We start from the raw sequence: 15,116 nt of genomic DNA on the forward strand, positions 1-15,116 counted from the left end.
CGCCATGTCCAACCCGCCCGACACCGCCGCCGCGCCGGCTGAACCGACCCCCGAATGCCCGCACTGCCAGAAGCCGATGCCGCTCTGCATTTGCGACAGCGTCACGCCGATCGAGAACCGGCTCTCGCTCCTGATTCTCCAGCATCCGCAAGAGCAGGACAGGGCGCTCGGCACGGCGCGGCTGCTGGCGAGGCACTTCGCCGATGCCACGGTGCGGGTCGGCCTGTCCTGGCCGAGCCTGTCCAAGGCGCTGGGATGGCCGGTCGAGAATGCCTCGCACTGGGCCGTGCTCTATCTCGGCTCGGCACGCGCGGCCGATCTCGACGCCGAAGGCGAGATCGTCGCGCTCAATCGCAAGGGCGAGGTCGCGGAGAACCAGCGCGCGATCCTCGGCAAGCTCGAAGGCGTGGTGCTGCTCGACGGCACCTGGAGCCAGGCCAAGGCGCTGTGGTGGCGCAATCCCTGGATGCTGAAATGCCAGCGCGTGATCCTCAATCCGCAGAAGCCCTCGCGCTACGGACGCCTGCGCAAGGAGCCGCGCCGCGACGGTCTCTCGACCATCGAAGCGGCCGCGACGATCCTCGCCGGCCTCGAGCGACGTTCCGACATCGCCGAGACTCTGCATGCCAGTTTCGAACGGATGCTGGCGCGCTACCGCGAGGTCCAGGCCGAGATGCCGGAACTCGCACCCAAACCCGCGCCCAAGGACCGCCGGCGCGATTTCCGGCGCCGCAAGCGCGCCTGACTTCGGCCGGACATTTCGCTGTGCTGCCAGCGGACCGGTGGGGTTGCCTAAGCCATTGATCCCCTATATTGGTCCGCCCTTACGGGGCCACGTGGCGGAGTGGTTACGCAACGGTCTGCAAAACCGTGTACACCAGTTCAATTCTGGTCGTGGCCTCCATCGCAACCTTCTGATTTTCAAGCGCAAATTCCCGTCGTCGCGAGTTCCGCCGATGCGGCCCGCCGCGCCTTGGTCACCGGGTTTTCCCGGGCTTGGCGGAAAGGTGTGATTCAGGCCCTCTGGCATAGACTTCGCATCTGCGAAGCGATCCATGTCCCATCAACCGAGCGCTGGAGAGCACGTGGGCGACGTCGTTCGATTTGTTCCAAAAGCCGAGCTGGAGCGGGCCCGCCTCATTGCCGAGGCGCGCGCGATCTATAACAGCATCTTCCCGCCGGTCGCATCCGAGCGGGCACCGCAGGACGGCGAGGAACGCGTCAAGAATTGATCGCGGTTGCGCTGCGGGGCGCATCCGTTCACGGCAAAAGCCGGCCTCAGCAGGCCGCGTACCAGCCGTCGGGAAAGGGCAAGAGGGGCCAGGCGCCCTCGTTGTCATTTGCTGCTTTGGGCGTCACGTCGAAGCTCCACAAGGGGGGCACGAATTCCTCCACCGGCATGGGCGCGAAATCCTCAAAGACCATGGCGTCCCGGACAGCATCCAGCAGCAAATTGAATTCGGCTTCGCTCATCACACCCTCGCAGAACGCGGATGGCGCAATGTCGCAAAGCCGGTTTGTTTCCGGATTGACCCGATCGTTCGCATTTTAACGATGCGGCGATCGGGATCCGAATGGTAGCGATTCCTGAAAATCCCCGCGGGAACCCTACGTGCCGCCGCCTCGCGGCGAGTGTGAAAGAGATCACATACCCAGCGGTTTATTTCTCCTACCCGTTTGCACCACGCCGGCCAATGCAGGCCGGAGCGGCAGGGCAGAGCGGGAGACTGGTCATGAAGGCGAGGTTTTTGCGGTTTGCGGGCGTGAAAAGCCGGGCGCGGAGCGCCTCGACGGTCGGGCTCTTCCTGACGCTGTTTGCCTCCGCCGCCCAGGCACAGGGAACGGCGGAGCAGCGGCGGGCCTGTACCCCCGACGTCTACCGGCTCTGCGCCGGCGAGATCCCCAACGTCCGCGCCATCACCGCCTGCCTGCGCCGCAACCGCGCCAGCCTCAGCGAGGCCTGCCGATCCGTTTTCGACCAGGCGGGTGGCTGAACGGCCCCGGTTGTGGGTTTGTGCGCAGCAAGTGCACCGCGCGGGATCGCGAATCCGCCACAGTCACCCTGTGGATATGCTGTGGATTTGCTGCGGATGCCGGACGTAGATGCTTCGATCCGGCGTCGTATCTTGGTCGGCAATCGTCATATCTTCGTCAAAATGAATTCACCGGATGATTCGCCGATCTGGCAGAGCGCTGCTGCGGCCGAGAGCATTTCGTTATCCCGAATTCGGAATCCCTCACTTGCGCCGGTTCGCGGTCCTCGAACAGTTTTTGTGCAACCGTTTGCCCAAATGCCGGGCGCGCTCCATCCAAATTTTTGTACGCCCGCGGACAAGCTTTTCACCGCTCACTCCCGCACGCTTCCTCCCGATCATAGGAGCATGGCAGACGCCATGACATTGCGGAGGAGCTGGCGAGATGGAGAAATCGATTTGGCCCCAGGCGCGGCGGGGAATGGCGCGCGCATCGTTGCCGCGGCGCAAGCTCATGCTCGGCGCCGCCATCACTTTCGGTCTCGTTCTCGCCGCACCGCTGAGCGCGCAGGCCGCAGCTCCCGCCGCCTGCGCCGCGCTCCAGGAGAAATATCCGGACTGGAAGGGCAAGACGCTCGTCAACGCCATCAATCCGCACACGCCGGGCTATGAGACGATCGATCCCAAGGACCCCAGCAAGTATATCGGCTTCGATATCGATCTCGGCGAAGCGATCGGCGAGTGTCTCGGCTTCAAGCTGACCTACAAGCCCGTGGTGTTTGCAGCGCTCCTCACCACGCTCGCCGCCGGTCAGGCCGATATCGTCATCTCCGACATCTACGCCACCAAGGAGCGCGCCAAGGCGGCCGACTTCATCACCTATTCGAAAGTGTTCGATGGCGTGCTGGTCGCCAAGGGGAATCCAAAGGGCATCAACGGCATCAACATGTCGATGTGCGGCGCGGCTGCCGCCGAAAACACCGGCTATGTCGAGGTGCCCCTGATCCAGGCGCTGGCCGCGGAGTGCAAAAAGGCAGGCAAGCCGGAGCCGACCATCCAGCTCTACGACAACAACGCCAATTGCATCCAGGCGATCCTCGCCGGCCGCGCCGACACCTATGTCAACGACGTCAACACCGTCGACAGCGCCGTGAAGGCCTATCCGGACAAGCTGGAGAAGGCGATCGCTGTCACGATCCCGTACTCGGTCGGCATCGCCGTTCCCAAGGACAAGCCGAAATTCCGTGACGCCGTGCTCGCTGCCCTGATCGAGGTGCAGAAGGCTGGCACGCACATGGAGCTCCTGAAGAAGCACGGGCTCGATGTGAACAACTTCAAGGAGCCGGACATTCTGACGGCTGACTGATGTCGCTGTTCCTTCACTACCTGAGCATGCCGTATCTGCTCGAGGGCATCGAGCTCACCCTCGAGGTGACCGCCCTCGGGCTCGGCGGCGGGTTGATCCTCGGATTGATCCTCGCCGGCATGCAGCTCTCGCGCTTCTGGCCACTTGCGGCAATCGCCAGGGCCTATACCGTGATCTTCCGCGGCACGCCGCTGATCCTGCAAATGGTTTTCGCCTACGACGCGCTGCCGCATATCGGCATCAAGCTGCCGGCCGTGCTGGCGGCCGGCCTTGCGCTCGCCTGCAACGAGGCGCCATTCATTGCCGAGATGCTGCGCGCGGGCGTGCTTGGCGTCGACCGCGGTCAGCTGACTGCGGGGCAGGCGCTCGGCATGACGCCGTCAGTGCTGATGCGCAGGGTCATCGCGCCACAGGCGATCCGCACCATGATCCCGGCCTTCGGCAACGAGGCCGTCAGCGCGCTGAAGAATTCATCTCTTGCCTCGGTCGTGGCGGTGCAGGAGCTAACCTTGCGGTCGACGCAACTGGCGTCATCAACCTTCGACTTCTTTTCGATCTTCTTTGCCTCGGGGCTGCTTTATCTCCTGCTGACCGCGACCATCAGCGCGATCCAGCTCTTCGTCGAATGGCTGCTCGATCTCGACCGGACCACGCGCCGCGAGCGCAAGCTCGCCGACTATCTGCCGTGGCGCCGTGTTGAACTCGCCGCCAAGCTCGACCTTGCCGATATGGCTGCCCCCGATTCCGAACCTGCACCGGCAGAGCTGGCCGATACGCCGCCACTCGTCCTGACCCGCGAGGAGCGCGCGCGTCGCGCGGCGACGATTGCGCGCAACAATGTCGCGGTCGAGGCCAAGGACCTCAGCAAGAGCTACGGCGCGCAAAAGGTGCTCGACGGCCTCGACTTGACCGTGCGTGTGGGCGAGGTGGTGGCGTTGCTCGGTCCCAGCGGCTCCGGCAAGAGCACGCTGCTTCGCTGCATCAACCATCTCGAGAACTGGGACGCCGGCACCGTACGCGTCGGCGGCCGGCGGCTCGGCTTCGGCGAAAATGGCAAGCCATTGTCGCCGCGCGCCATCGCCAACGAGCGGGCGAGCGTCGGCGTCGGCATGGTGTTTCAGCAGTTCAACCTGTTTGCTCACCTCTCGGCGAAGGAGAACATCGCCGGGCCCCTGCGCTGGGTCCACGGCATGACCCGCATCGACGCCGACCGCCGCGCCACCGAGCTGCTCGACCGCGTCGGGCTGTCACACCGCGCCGATGCGCTGCCGCGACATCTCTCCGGCGGCCAGCAGCAGCGTGTTGCCATCGCCCGCGCGCTGGCGCCCAATCCGAGCGTGCTGCTGCTGGACGAGCCGACCTCGGCGCTGGATCCCGAGCTCGTCAATGAAGTGCTGGAGGTGATCCGCCGCCTCGCGATCGACGACGGCCTCACCATGATCATCTCGACGCACCAGATCCGCTTTGCCGATGAGGTCGCGGACCGTGTCGCTTTCCTGAGCGGCGGCACGATCATCGAGGAGGGGCCGGCGCACGAGGTGCTCTCCAATCCGCGCAATCCGCAGACGGCGCGTTTCCTCAGCGTAATGGAAGCGGACAAGGCTCCGGAGACGGTGCGATGAGCGCTCCCCCCACCATGTGCAAGATCCCCGAAGAGGTCACGTCATGAAGCATGTCACGCTGCCGGTTTCGCCGCAGACCGTCCATTGGGGCTATTTCTCCAAGACAGTCACGCCGGCCCTGACGCTGCGCTCGGGAGACCGGGCCACGATCGAGACGCTGACCCATCACGCCAACGACGATTACGAGCGCATGATTCAGGGCGATGCCGGTGCCGAAAGCGTGTTCCAGTGGACACGCGAGCACAAGGCGGTGGCGCGTCGCGGCTCGGGCCCGACGAAAGGCCCGTTCATCCGCGGCGCGGGCGAGGGGATCGGCGTGCACTTGCTCACCGGCCCCGTCGCGATCGAAGGTGCCGAGCCCGGCGACATTCTGGAGGTGCGCATCCTCGACGTCCGGCCGCGGCCGAGCTGCAGTGCCTGTCATGCCGGCCGCTGCTTCGGCTCCAATGTCGCGGCGAACTGGGGTTTTCACTATCACGACCTGATCGAGGAGCCGAAGCCGCGCGAGGTCGTCACCATCTTCGAGCTCGACACGTCCGGCGAGCCCTATGCAAAGGCCGTCTACAATTACGTCTGGACGCCGCAGACCGATCCTGACGGCATCGTGCACCCGACCATCGACTATCCCGGGGTGCGCGTGGACCATGCCACCATCAGGAAGCGCGAGAACATCCTTCCCGGCGTGAAGGTGCCGGCGCGGCTGCATTTCGGCACCATGGGCCTTGCGCCCTCGGAAGCCGATTTCGTCAGCTCGATCCCGCCGAGCTATACCGGCGGCAATATCGACGATTGGCGCATCGGCAAGGGCGCGCGGATGTTCTATCCGGTCGCGGTCCCCGGCGCCTATTTCTCGGTCGGAGATCCCCACGCCGCGCAAGGCGACAGCGAGCTCGGCGGCACCGCAATCGAGACCTCGTTGACCGGCGATTTCGAATTCATCCTGCACAAGAAGGCCGACCTTGGCGGCACCAGCCTCGAAGGCCTCGACCATCCCATGCTCGAGACCGATCATGCCTGGTCGTTCTACGGCTTCACCTATCCGAACTATCTTGCCGCGCTCGGCGCCGACGCGCAAACCGAGATCGCCAATCACTCTAGTCTCGACCGTGCGATGCGCGATGCATTCAGGAAGCTCCGCCGGTTCCTGATGACGGTGCACGGCCTCAGCGAGGACGAGGCAATCTCGCTGATGTCGGTCGGCGCCGATTTCGGCGTGACTCAGGTGGTCGATGCCAATTGGGGCGTTCACGGCACGATCAGAAAGAGCATGTTCCGATGCGACTGAATCTCTCAACTTCGTCATTCCGGGGCGACGCAACGCGTCGAACCCGGAATCCATTTCACCACCGTCTTCAGCGCGCAATGGATTCCGGGTTCGCGCTTGCGCGCGCCCCGGAATGACGAAGAGGGCTCGCCGTACTCTAATACTTTGAGGAATCTTCCAGTTCCCGGATGAACACTTGACCAACGCCCCCCCTTTGCGGCCCGTCGCAGCGACGGATGACCGCGTTCGTCTGGCACAGAGGTTGCTTCGATCGACCGCAATCTGGGTCGATCCGATGAGCTTCCGGCCGTTCACGAGCGAGTCCTACGCGCAAGACGAGCGCCCCGAAGCCTGGCGGGACGTGCTGGCGGCGGTCGGCTTGCAGCCGGCAGGCAGCCATTCCTTCTTCGATGGGCACGCTATCGCCTCGCATCGCCAGACCGCCGGTGTTGCGCTGACACGCATGGCCGCGGGCGCGCAGAGCGTCGGTCCGCTCCCGCAGGCGAATGAAGACCTTCCGATCGCGCTGATGCCGGTCGAGGACGGCATGGTGCTGAAAACCGCCGGCGGACACCGCATCGTTCCCGTCGGTCATCTCGTGCTGCTGCCGCGCAGCGGGGACTGGAGCATCGTGTTCCAGCGGGACATGCGTGCCATCGTGCTGTCAGTCACCTCCGAGGCGCTGCACGGACGCCTTTCGGGTAGGCCGCGACTCGGCGAGCCCCGCGTCGTTCCGACCAGCGGCTTTGCCGAGGTGTTCTCGCGCCTGCTGGACGCGACCGCGCGCACCCTCGACACGTTGAGCGATGCCGAATGGAATTTGCTCGCGCAGTCGCTCGTCGATCTCCTCCTGACGCTGGCGCACCAGCTGGCGGCCTCGAGCCCCGATGCCGGATCGAGCGCGACGCAGGCTGCGCTGCTGCACCGGATCTGCCAGACCATCGAGCGCCGCCTCGACGATCCCGATCTGGTGCCGGCGCGCGTCGCCCAGGCTGAGGGGATCTCTGAGCGATACCTGCAAAAGTTGTTCGAAACGGTCGGCGACAATTTCACCCACTATGTTCGCGAGCGACGTCTCCAGCGCGCCTGGGCCGATCTGTCCAATCCGACCGAGGCGCATCGCTCGATCTCGGAAATCGCCTACGCCTATGGCTTTGGTGACTCCGCACATTTCAGCCGCGCCTTCCGCCATCGCTTCGGCCTGCCGCCGCGGGAATTTCGCCAGCAGGAGGCGGAGCGAGCGACTGCACAGCCCGGCGTTGCCGGCCAGCGCGGCTGGCCGCAGGAGGCGCTGGCGCAATTGCGCGCACATCAGAGCGTGGAGGCCCGCAGCAGCATCGCTTGCGCCGGCGCCGGAGAGCCGACGACCACCGAACGCCGTCATCACCATCTCCCGGTCGAGGCCAGCCGCGTGCATTGGGGCTATTTCAGCCGCTCGCTGCCGCCGCAGATCGAGATCGCGTCGGGCGACACCATCACCATCGAGACGCTGACCCAGCACGCCTCCGACGATCCCGAGTTGATGATAACAGGCGATGCCGCCGCCGAAAGCGTATTCGGCTGGACGCGAAACAAGAAGAACGTCGACCGCCGCGGCGCAGGGCCCATGGATGCCAGCGTATTCGGCCGCGGCGCCGGCGAGGGGTTTGGCGTGCACATCTGCACGGGGCCTGTCGCGGTGAAGGACGCTCAGCCCGGCGATGTGCTGGAGGTGCGCATTCTCGACATCGTGCCGCGCGCGAGTCGCAATGCGAGCCATGCGGGCCGTGTGTTCGGCTCGTCGGTCGCAGCGTGGTGGGGCTATCACTACAACGAGTTTCTCGGCGGTCCCAAGCCGCGCGAAGCCGTCACCATCTATGAGATCTTCGAAGACGCCGAGCTGCCGCACGCCCGCGCGCTCTACTCCTATCGCTGGGAGCCGCAGACTGATCCCTTCGGCGTGGTGCACGCCACCTACGACTATCCCGGCGTTCCCGTCGCACCCGGTACGATCAAGCGCCGGCACGCGGTGCTCGACGGCATCAAAATTCCCCTGCGTCCGCATTTCGGCGTCATCGCGCTGGCGCCGCGCGAGCTCGATTTCGTCGATTCCGTGCCGCCATCCTACTTCGGCGGCAATCTCGACAATTGGCGGCTGGGGAAGGGGGCAACAGTGTATCTTCCGGTCTCGGTCCCCGGCGCGCTGCTGTCGGTCGGCGATCCCCATGCCGCGCAGGGCGACGGCGAGCTCAGCGGCACCGCGATCGAATGCTCGATGACCGGCACCTTCGAGGTGATCCTGCACAAGAAGGCCGATCTTGCCGGCCGTCCCTTCGCCGATCTGTCTTATCCCCTGATCGAGACTGAGAGCGACTGGGTGCTGACCGGCTTCAGCCACCCCAACTATCTCGCGGAATTCGGCGCGCAGGGGCAGAGCGAGGTCTACGCAAAATCCTCGCTCGATCTCGCCATGAAGGACGCCTTCCGCAAGATGCGGCGCTTCCTGATGAACGTCAAAGGCCTCAGCGAGGACGAGGCGATCGCGTTGATGTCGGCGGCGGTCGATTTCGGCGTCACGCAAGTCGTCGACGGCAATTGGGGCGTGCACGCCATCCTCAGCAAGCGCCTGTTTCAGGACGCATCTTAACAAGGACATCCAAGTGAAATTCCACATGATCAGCGGCGGACCGAAGCCGGTCGCGCCCTTCAGCCACGCGGTGGAGACCGATGGCTTCGTTTTCGTGACCGGCCAGATGCCCGATACGCCGCAGACGCCGGGCGTGCTGCCCGAGGGCATCGTCGCGCAGACGAAGGCCGTGATGGAGAATTTGAAGGTGGTTCTCGCGGGCCTCGATCTCGGCCTCGAGCACGTCGTGATGACGCGGATCTATCTCACACGCTTCAAGGAAGATTATGCGGCGATGAACGAGACCTATCGGACGTACTTTCCGCCGGATCGCCTGCCGGCCCGTACCTGCGTTGGCGTCACCGGGCTTGCCTATAATGCGCTGATCGAGATCGATCTGGTGTGCCGGAGGCCGTGACGGCCCGCCTCGTTTCGTAGCGATGTGACAAGCAAAGCTCGGGCGAGATAGGCCGCGACGATGCGGACGTGTGTCTACGCACACGTGTGAGCAAGGCTCATCACCGTCATCCTGAGGTGCCGGAGCGAAGCGGAGGCCTCGAAGGGTGAACGGCCCGGCTGCATCTCGGCCGCTCATCCTTCGAGGCTCTCGATGGGGCGCATCGCGCCCCATCGCTCGCACCTCGGGATGACGGAAAGGAGTGGCGGCCGGCTGCCGAACGCTCCCCACATCTCAAATTGCAACCCGCGAGTGTAGGAAGTCTTGATCGGCCGTGATCTAGGAGTGATTGCACCGCCTTGAACGCGGGCCCGGGCCGTCGCGACTAACCGACAGAGTGCAGATGGATCAGCGGAACGTGATCGAGCTTCCCCTTCCAAAAAGCACCAAAATGGTGCTTTAGTGCTTTCCATGAGCTCATCGCCCCGAAACGCGCCGTCCGCGCTGCGTTACAGGCTTGCCCCTGACCCGGCCGCCAAGGCCGCCATCGAGGCGACATTCCAGGCCTATGACCGCATGATGGAGATCCTCGACGAGGTGGCGCGGACTCACAATGTGGGTTCCAACGTGGTCCTGCTCCACGCCCATGCCTACGAGCCGATCCGCAAACAGACCGCGCTGCCCTCGCGGCTGGTGACGCTGGGCCTGCGCGACCGCACGGAGTACCGCGCCGCCCAGGGGCGCCGCCTGCCGCTCGACGACAAGCTCGCCAAGATCAAGGGGCCCGCCACCATTTCGATTGCGACCGTGCAAGGACGCTTCAGCGTGCCCTTCGACTACGCCGGCTATGCCGAGGGCTGGGGGCAGAGCGTGCCCGCGCGTCTCATCCGCACCGACGACGGTTTCGAAGTTCACTACGGCGTGACGCCGAACAGCCTGCCAGAGGAGGAGAACGCCATGGATACCATCGCTGCCGCTCCCGACAATTTCCTGTCCCGGGTCGGACGCCTGATCGCCGGGATCGCGTACGATGCGATCGAGCAGGCGGAAGGCAAGAACAAGCTGAAGGTGGTCGGCCAAGCCATCCGCGAGATCGAGCGCGCCGAGACCGAAGCGCGCGATGCGCTCGCCGCTGCGCGGGCCGAGGAATATCGTCTCAACGCGCGCCGCAGCGAGATCGAGCGGGCGATGACCGATCTTACCGCCAAGATCGAGACCGCGGTCGCAGACGGGCGCGACGATCTCGCCCGCGCCGGCATCGCGCGGCAAATGGACCTCGAGGCGCAGTTCGAGGTGCTCTCCCGCGCCATCGACGAGAACAACGAGAAGATCGAGCGATGCGTGACATCGCTGCGCGCGGTGCTGTCGGCGCTGCAGGATGCCGAGCAGCGCCGCGCCGATCTCGAAAAGAGCGAGGCACAGGCCAGCCCCCAGGCACCGACGTCGTCGCGGAAATCCGGCGGCACCTCCGCTGCCGCGAAGGCGCTGCGGGCGGGCAGGGCGGTGGCACGGACCACCGGCGTGCCGCCGGGAATTCCTTATTCGAGCGACATCGACGAGCTGAGCACGCTCCATCGCGACAAGGAAATCGCAGCGAGGCTGGCCCGGCTGAAGTCGGGCTCCTGAGTACCGTGTCATGAGCGCTCTGCTCGAACACGTCATGGCGCCTGAGGTCAGGCCGTTCGCGATCGCGGCGGCCATGATCGTCATCGTCGGCTCGGTCGAGGTGATCTCGATGCTGGTCGGGGCCTCCTTGAGCGAGATGCTCGGCACCAACATCGATTTCGCTCATCCCAGCGACAACGGCGTGCTCAACGCCATCTCCTGGGTCAATGTCGGCGGCGTGCCGCTCTTGATCTTCCTGCTGCTGTTGCTCGGCGCCTTCTCCATCACCGGGTTCCTGATCCAGGACCTCGCGCGGATAGTTGCAGGCCCCTTGCCGGCGGCGGTCGCCTCGGTCGCGGCCGTCGCGGTCTCGGTTCCGCTGGTCCGCGCCGCCAGCCGGGCCATCGCGCGGGTCATTCCCAAGGACGAAAGCTACGTCGTCGGCTTGGGGGATCTCGTCGGCCGCATCGGGGAGGTCGTCGTCGGCCCGCTCGACCAGGGGCCGCCCGGCCGCGTCAGCGTGGCCGACGTTCACGGCAACCGCCATTTCGTCTCGGCGGTCGCGGCGCCGTCATCGGGACCTTTGCCGCAGGGAACCATGGTCCTCCTGGTCGACCGCGATGGCACCCGTTTCGTCGCGGTGAAGGCCGACGATGAACTCAAGCCGTCCAAGCCCACTCTAAGCAGTTAGCAAGTCCCACAGCGGAGAAAGCCATGTTCGACATTGCAGTCCCGGCCGTGATCGGCGTCGCGCTGATCGTCGTCCTGGGGATCGTCTTCACCATTCTCTACAAGCGCGCCACCCGCGACGAGGCCTTCGTGCGCACCGGGCTTGGCGGCAAGAAGGTCGTGCTCGACGGCGGCGCCATGATCCTGCCGATCTTCCACTCCTACGCCAGCGTCAATCTGAAGACGCTGCGGCTCACCGTCGAGCGCAAGGAGCGGGAATCCCTCATCACCAAGGACCGCCTGCGCGTCGACATCGTTGCCGAGTTCTACGTCCGCGTCCGTCCCGACGAGGAGAGCATCGCGCTCGCGAGCCAGACGCTCGGCGCATTGACCAACGACGCCGAGGCGCTGCGCAACCAGGTCGAGGCGAAATTCGTCGACGGCCTGCGCTCGGTCGCAGCGACCATGACCATCCTGGAACTCCAGGAGAAGCGCTCGGATTTCGTCAAGCATGTGCAGTCCACGGTCGAGTCCGACGTCAAGTCGAACGGTCTCGAGCTGGAATCGGTGTCGCTGACCAAGCTCGACCAGACCGACGTCAAGTTCTTCAACCCAGAGAACTTCTTCGACGCCGAAGGCCTCACGCAGCTGAAGACCATCACCGAGACCCGTCGGCGCGACCGCAATGCCATCGTGCGCGACAACGAGGTGGCGATCGCGCAGAAGGACCTCGAGGCGCGGCAGCAGACCCTGACCATCGAACGCACCAAGAAAGAGGCGGAGCTGTCGCAGGAGCGCGACATCGCAAACAAGACGGCGAGCACCCGCGCCGAGGTCGCAACCGCGACGCAGACAGCGCGCCTGACCGAGGAGAATGCCCGCATCGACACCGACAGGGCGGTTGCCGAGAAGGAGGCCGGCGCAAAGCAGGTCAAGGAAACCGCGGTGATCGAGTCGGATCTCGCGATCAACAAGCGCAAGACCGACGCCCAGCGCGAGATCCAGATCGCGACGCAGGAAAACGAGATCCAGATCGCGGCGAAGAGCAAGCAGACCTCGGAGGCCGTCGCCGAGGCCAAGGCCGCCGAAGCGCTCGCCGTCTCGGCCGAAGAAAAGGTCGTGACTGCACGCGCGGTCGAGGTCGCCGATCGCGCCCGTCTCACCCAGGTGCTCGCCGCACGGACCGAGGCCGAGCGCAAGTCGACCGAGCTGATCGTCGCGGCCGAAGCCGAGAAGAAAGCCTCGCTCGACCGTGCCGAGGCCGTCAAGACGCTGGCGACGGCGGAAGCCGAATCCAACAAGATCAAGGCGGTCGGCGTGCGCAACATCGGCGAGGCGGAAGCTGCCGTCATCACCATGAAGAACGAGGCGCAGAACAAGCTCGGCAGCAACGTGATCGATTTCGAGATCGCCAAGAAGCGGATCGAGATCATGCCGTCGGCGCTGGCCGAAATGGTGAAGCCGATCGCGAACCTCAAGGACGTCCGCATCCTGCACACCGGCGGCGCGTTCGGCGGCAACGGCGCCGGCGCAGGCAATGTCGGCTTCGGTGAAGGCCTGGCCGGCGAGCTGCTCAAGGTGCATGCGCTGCGCCCGATGATCGACGAGATCCTGCGCCAGAGCGGTTTTGCGCCGGGCGACGATCCGGTGAAAGCGCTGGTCGGCGCCGTGACGGGAAAGAGCAACGGCGCGGCCGTGCCGGCGCCGGTGCCGGAGAAAACAAGCCCCGCCGAACTATGAATGCCCGTTCGCTTGCGGCCGATGCCCGCAACGTCAGCGTCATCAACGAGACCCGCTATGCCATCAAGTTCCTCGGCTTCAACGCGCCGGATGATGGGCTGGACGAATGGGAGAACGAGCTCGACAAGGTGTTGCAGAACCAGGCCAGCAACTTATGTCGAGGTCGATGACGACGACGAAGGCTGCGTCTGGAGCATTCGCGTCGACTGGCAGAACAATCACGGGTCGGTGCTGTGGAGGAACGTCAATCTCTGCAAGTTCACCGCGCTCCGCCTGCGCTACGACCCCGGCACCAAGACCACCTCGTTCCTCGCGGAATAGTCTTTGCTCGGCAGGGGCGGAGGAGAGGCCATCCAGGCCCCTCCTGGGCGCGTTGCGGATGATGGCGAATTCGTCCTTTGCAAGCGCAAGCGGCTTTGTTATACGCAGCCGCGCGCGAACGAATGGTTCGCCCTTTTCCTCGGTAGCTCAGCGGTAGAGCATCCGACTGTTAATCGGATGGTCGCTGGTTCGAATCCAGCCCGGGGAGCCAAATTTTGCCTGGAACTCAATGGTTTGCGCTCGCATCCTCACGCGGTGCACGATCTGCTTTCCCTGATTTTTGAACATTCCAGCGCGGAATCGCGCTCAAACAGATGTGTGTCGGCGTCGTCCCGCCATTCGGACGGCGCCAAATCGACTCAATTCACGTCGAGCGTGGATTCGCCGGACATTTCGGAGCTGATTCCCATGCCAGACATCCAGGTCGACCGTTCGGATATGGCCCCCTCGATTCTGCCGGCCGGCATTCCCGAGCTCAGCGACGATGAATGCCTCGCTTGTCTCGCGCGTGCAGTCGAGGCGCCGGATTCGGCGCGACTGGACGAGGTCGCCGCCCTGATCGGCCGCTTGGCGGTCGCCATCGAATAGGGCTGGTCGAGCCCCCATCAGGAGGGCTGCGGAGCGCGATGCGCATCGCCAACGGCCATGTTGCGTTTTGACCGGGCATGCTCCAAAGATGCCGCGATTTTTCTCCGCGGCATCGTCCGCATTGCAGGGTCCGTAAATGTCCGGTTTTTCGACCGCGCGCCAAAAAATGGTCGATGGCCAGGTGCGCACCAATGACGTCACCGACCGCCGTGTTCTCGATGCCATGCTCACGGTGCCGCGCGAGGCCTTTGTTCCGGCCGGCCGGCAGGCGCTGGCTTATCTCGATCTCGACCTCGACGTGAGCGAAGGCACCGCCAAGCGGTTCCTGATCAAGCCGGCGCTGACCGGCAAGCTGCTCCAGGCCGCCGAGATCGGCGAGGGCGACAACGTGCTGGTCGTCGGCTGCGCCACCGGCTACCTCGCCGCACTGACCGCCAAGCTCGCGGGTCAGGTCACGGCGACCGAGTGCGATTCGGCTTTGGCCGCCAAGGCCAGGGACGCCTTCACCGCCCAGGGGCTAACCAATGTCGCCTGCAAGGCGGCGGCCTGTACCGAGGGGGATCCTTCTGCCGCCCCCTATGATGTGATCGTCCTCAACGGGGCGGCCGAAGTGATGCCGGAAGCTCTGCTCGGGCAGCTGAAGGAGGGGGGGCGCCTGGTGGGGGTGTCGGCCGAATCGAGGCCGCCGCGCGCCACAATTGTGACCCGTACCCACGGCGAATTCGGCCATCGGACGCTGTTCGATGCCGCCGCGCCGGTCCTTCCCGGCCTGGAGCGGGCGGCTGCCTTTGTCTTCTGACGGCCCAAAAGCCGCCCCAAATCCCGTTCTGAATCAGAAGTGTGGCCGGGATGCTGCACGTGAAGAGTTTCCACTGAGAACCACCCTCGGGTAGTTCCGTCGCGCTTGGTCGCGTCCTATGTTGCGGCGGGGCAGCGACTCCACTGTAGACGGTAACCCAGCTCGCG

Annotated in this window: 15 protein-coding genes and 2 tRNA genes; 16 read left to right on the plus strand and 1 reads right to left on the minus strand. The window is 65.0% G+C overall.

Going from position 1 to position 15,116, the window contains the following annotated elements; all coding sequences use genetic code 11:
* Positions 1–4 precede the first annotated feature (4 nt).
* From N2604_RS22495 to N2604_RS22505, 3 genes are all read left to right on the plus strand, one after another.
* Entirely contained in the window at positions 5–745 is a 741-nt protein-coding gene (locus tag N2604_RS22495) for a tRNA-uridine aminocarboxypropyltransferase (protein ID WP_260370400.1), read from the plus strand.
* A gap of 85 nt (positions 746–830) precedes the next feature.
* Positions 831–904 (plus strand) — tRNA-Cys (locus N2604_RS22500).
* A gap of 181 nt (positions 905–1,085) precedes the next feature.
* The gene (locus tag N2604_RS22505) at positions 1,086–1,232 is read left to right on the plus strand and encodes a hypothetical protein (protein ID WP_260370401.1); all 147 of its coding nucleotides are present in this window, start codon (positions 1,086–1,088) and stop codon (positions 1,230–1,232) included.
* A gap of 46 nt (positions 1,233–1,278) precedes the next feature.
* Here the strand turns inward: N2604_RS22505 and N2604_RS22510 are convergent, their stop codons facing one another.
* Complete coding sequence (locus N2604_RS22510; RefSeq protein WP_260370402.1) at positions 1,279–1,473, minus strand: hypothetical protein; 195 nt, start codon at positions 1,471–1,473, stop codon at positions 1,279–1,281.
* 260 nt (positions 1,474–1,733) lie between these two features.
* On the opposite strand from N2604_RS22510, the gene N2604_RS22515 reads away from it, so the two are divergent.
* From N2604_RS22515 to N2604_RS22575, 13 genes are all read left to right on the plus strand, one after another.
* Positions 1,734–1,994: a hypothetical protein gene (locus N2604_RS22515; RefSeq protein ID WP_260370403.1), complete on the plus strand. Its 261-nt coding sequence runs from the start codon at positions 1,734–1,736 to the stop codon at positions 1,992–1,994.
* 460 nt (positions 1,995–2,454) lie between these two features.
* Positions 2,455–3,339: an ABC transporter substrate-binding protein gene (locus N2604_RS22520; RefSeq protein WP_409241743.1), complete on the plus strand. Its 885-nt coding sequence runs from the start codon at positions 2,455–2,457 to the stop codon at positions 3,337–3,339.
* Entirely contained in the window at positions 3,339–4,961 is a 1,623-nt protein-coding gene (locus N2604_RS22525; RefSeq protein ID WP_260370405.1) for an amino acid ABC transporter permease/ATP-binding protein, read from the plus strand. The genes N2604_RS22520 and N2604_RS22525 overlap by 1 nt, the downstream gene beginning before the upstream one ends.
* Before the next feature lie 43 nt (positions 4,962–5,004).
* On the plus strand, positions 5,005–6,246 hold the full coding sequence (locus tag N2604_RS22530; RefSeq protein ID WP_260370406.1) for an acetamidase/formamidase family protein: 1,242 nt from the start codon (positions 5,005–5,007) through the stop codon (positions 6,244–6,246).
* A 274-nt stretch (positions 6,247–6,520) separates the two neighbouring features.
* The gene (locus tag N2604_RS22535) at positions 6,521–8,851 is read left to right on the plus strand and encodes an acetamidase/formamidase family protein (RefSeq protein ID WP_260370407.1); all 2,331 of its coding nucleotides are present in this window, start codon (positions 6,521–6,523) and stop codon (positions 8,849–8,851) included.
* A 13-nt stretch (positions 8,852–8,864) separates the two neighbouring features.
* Positions 8,865–9,248: a RidA family protein gene (locus tag N2604_RS22540; RefSeq protein WP_260370408.1), complete on the plus strand. Its 384-nt coding sequence runs from the start codon at positions 8,865–8,867 to the stop codon at positions 9,246–9,248.
* A gap of 441 nt (positions 9,249–9,689) precedes the next feature.
* Positions 9,690–10,853, plus strand: a complete 1,164-nt coding sequence (locus N2604_RS22545) for a PspA/IM30 family protein (RefSeq protein ID WP_260370409.1) — start codon at positions 9,690–9,692, stop codon at positions 10,851–10,853.
* A 10-nt stretch (positions 10,854–10,863) separates the two neighbouring features.
* A complete protein-coding gene (locus N2604_RS22550; RefSeq protein ID WP_260370410.1) occupies positions 10,864–11,523 on the plus strand; it encodes a YqiJ family protein in 660 nt (219 codons plus the stop codon).
* 23 nt (positions 11,524–11,546) lie between these two features.
* Complete coding sequence (locus tag N2604_RS22555) at positions 11,547–13,241, plus strand: flotillin family protein (protein WP_260370411.1); 1,695 nt, start codon at positions 11,547–11,549, stop codon at positions 13,239–13,241.
* The gene (locus N2604_RS22560) at positions 13,238–13,411 is read left to right on the plus strand and encodes a hypothetical protein (RefSeq protein ID WP_260370412.1); all 174 of its coding nucleotides are present in this window, start codon (positions 13,238–13,240) and stop codon (positions 13,409–13,411) included. Before N2604_RS22555 ends, N2604_RS22560 begins: the two co-directional genes overlap by 4 nt.
* Before the next feature lie 287 nt (positions 13,412–13,698).
* Positions 13,699–13,773, plus strand: a tRNA-Asn gene (locus N2604_RS22565).
* Entirely contained in the window at positions 13,740–14,150 is a 411-nt protein-coding gene (locus tag N2604_RS22570) for a hypothetical protein (protein ID WP_260370413.1), read from the plus strand. The genes N2604_RS22565 and N2604_RS22570 overlap by 34 nt, the downstream gene beginning before the upstream one ends.
* A gap of 136 nt (positions 14,151–14,286) precedes the next feature.
* Positions 14,287–14,949 (plus strand): protein-L-isoaspartate O-methyltransferase, encoded by a 663-nt coding sequence (locus N2604_RS22575; protein WP_260370414.1) that lies wholly within the window; start codon positions 14,287–14,289, stop codon positions 14,947–14,949.
* Positions 14,950–15,116: the final 167 nt, after the last annotated feature.

This window comes from Bradyrhizobium sp. CB1015, from assembly GCF_025200925.1.
Classification (GTDB): domain Bacteria; phylum Pseudomonadota; class Alphaproteobacteria; order Rhizobiales; family Xanthobacteraceae; genus Bradyrhizobium.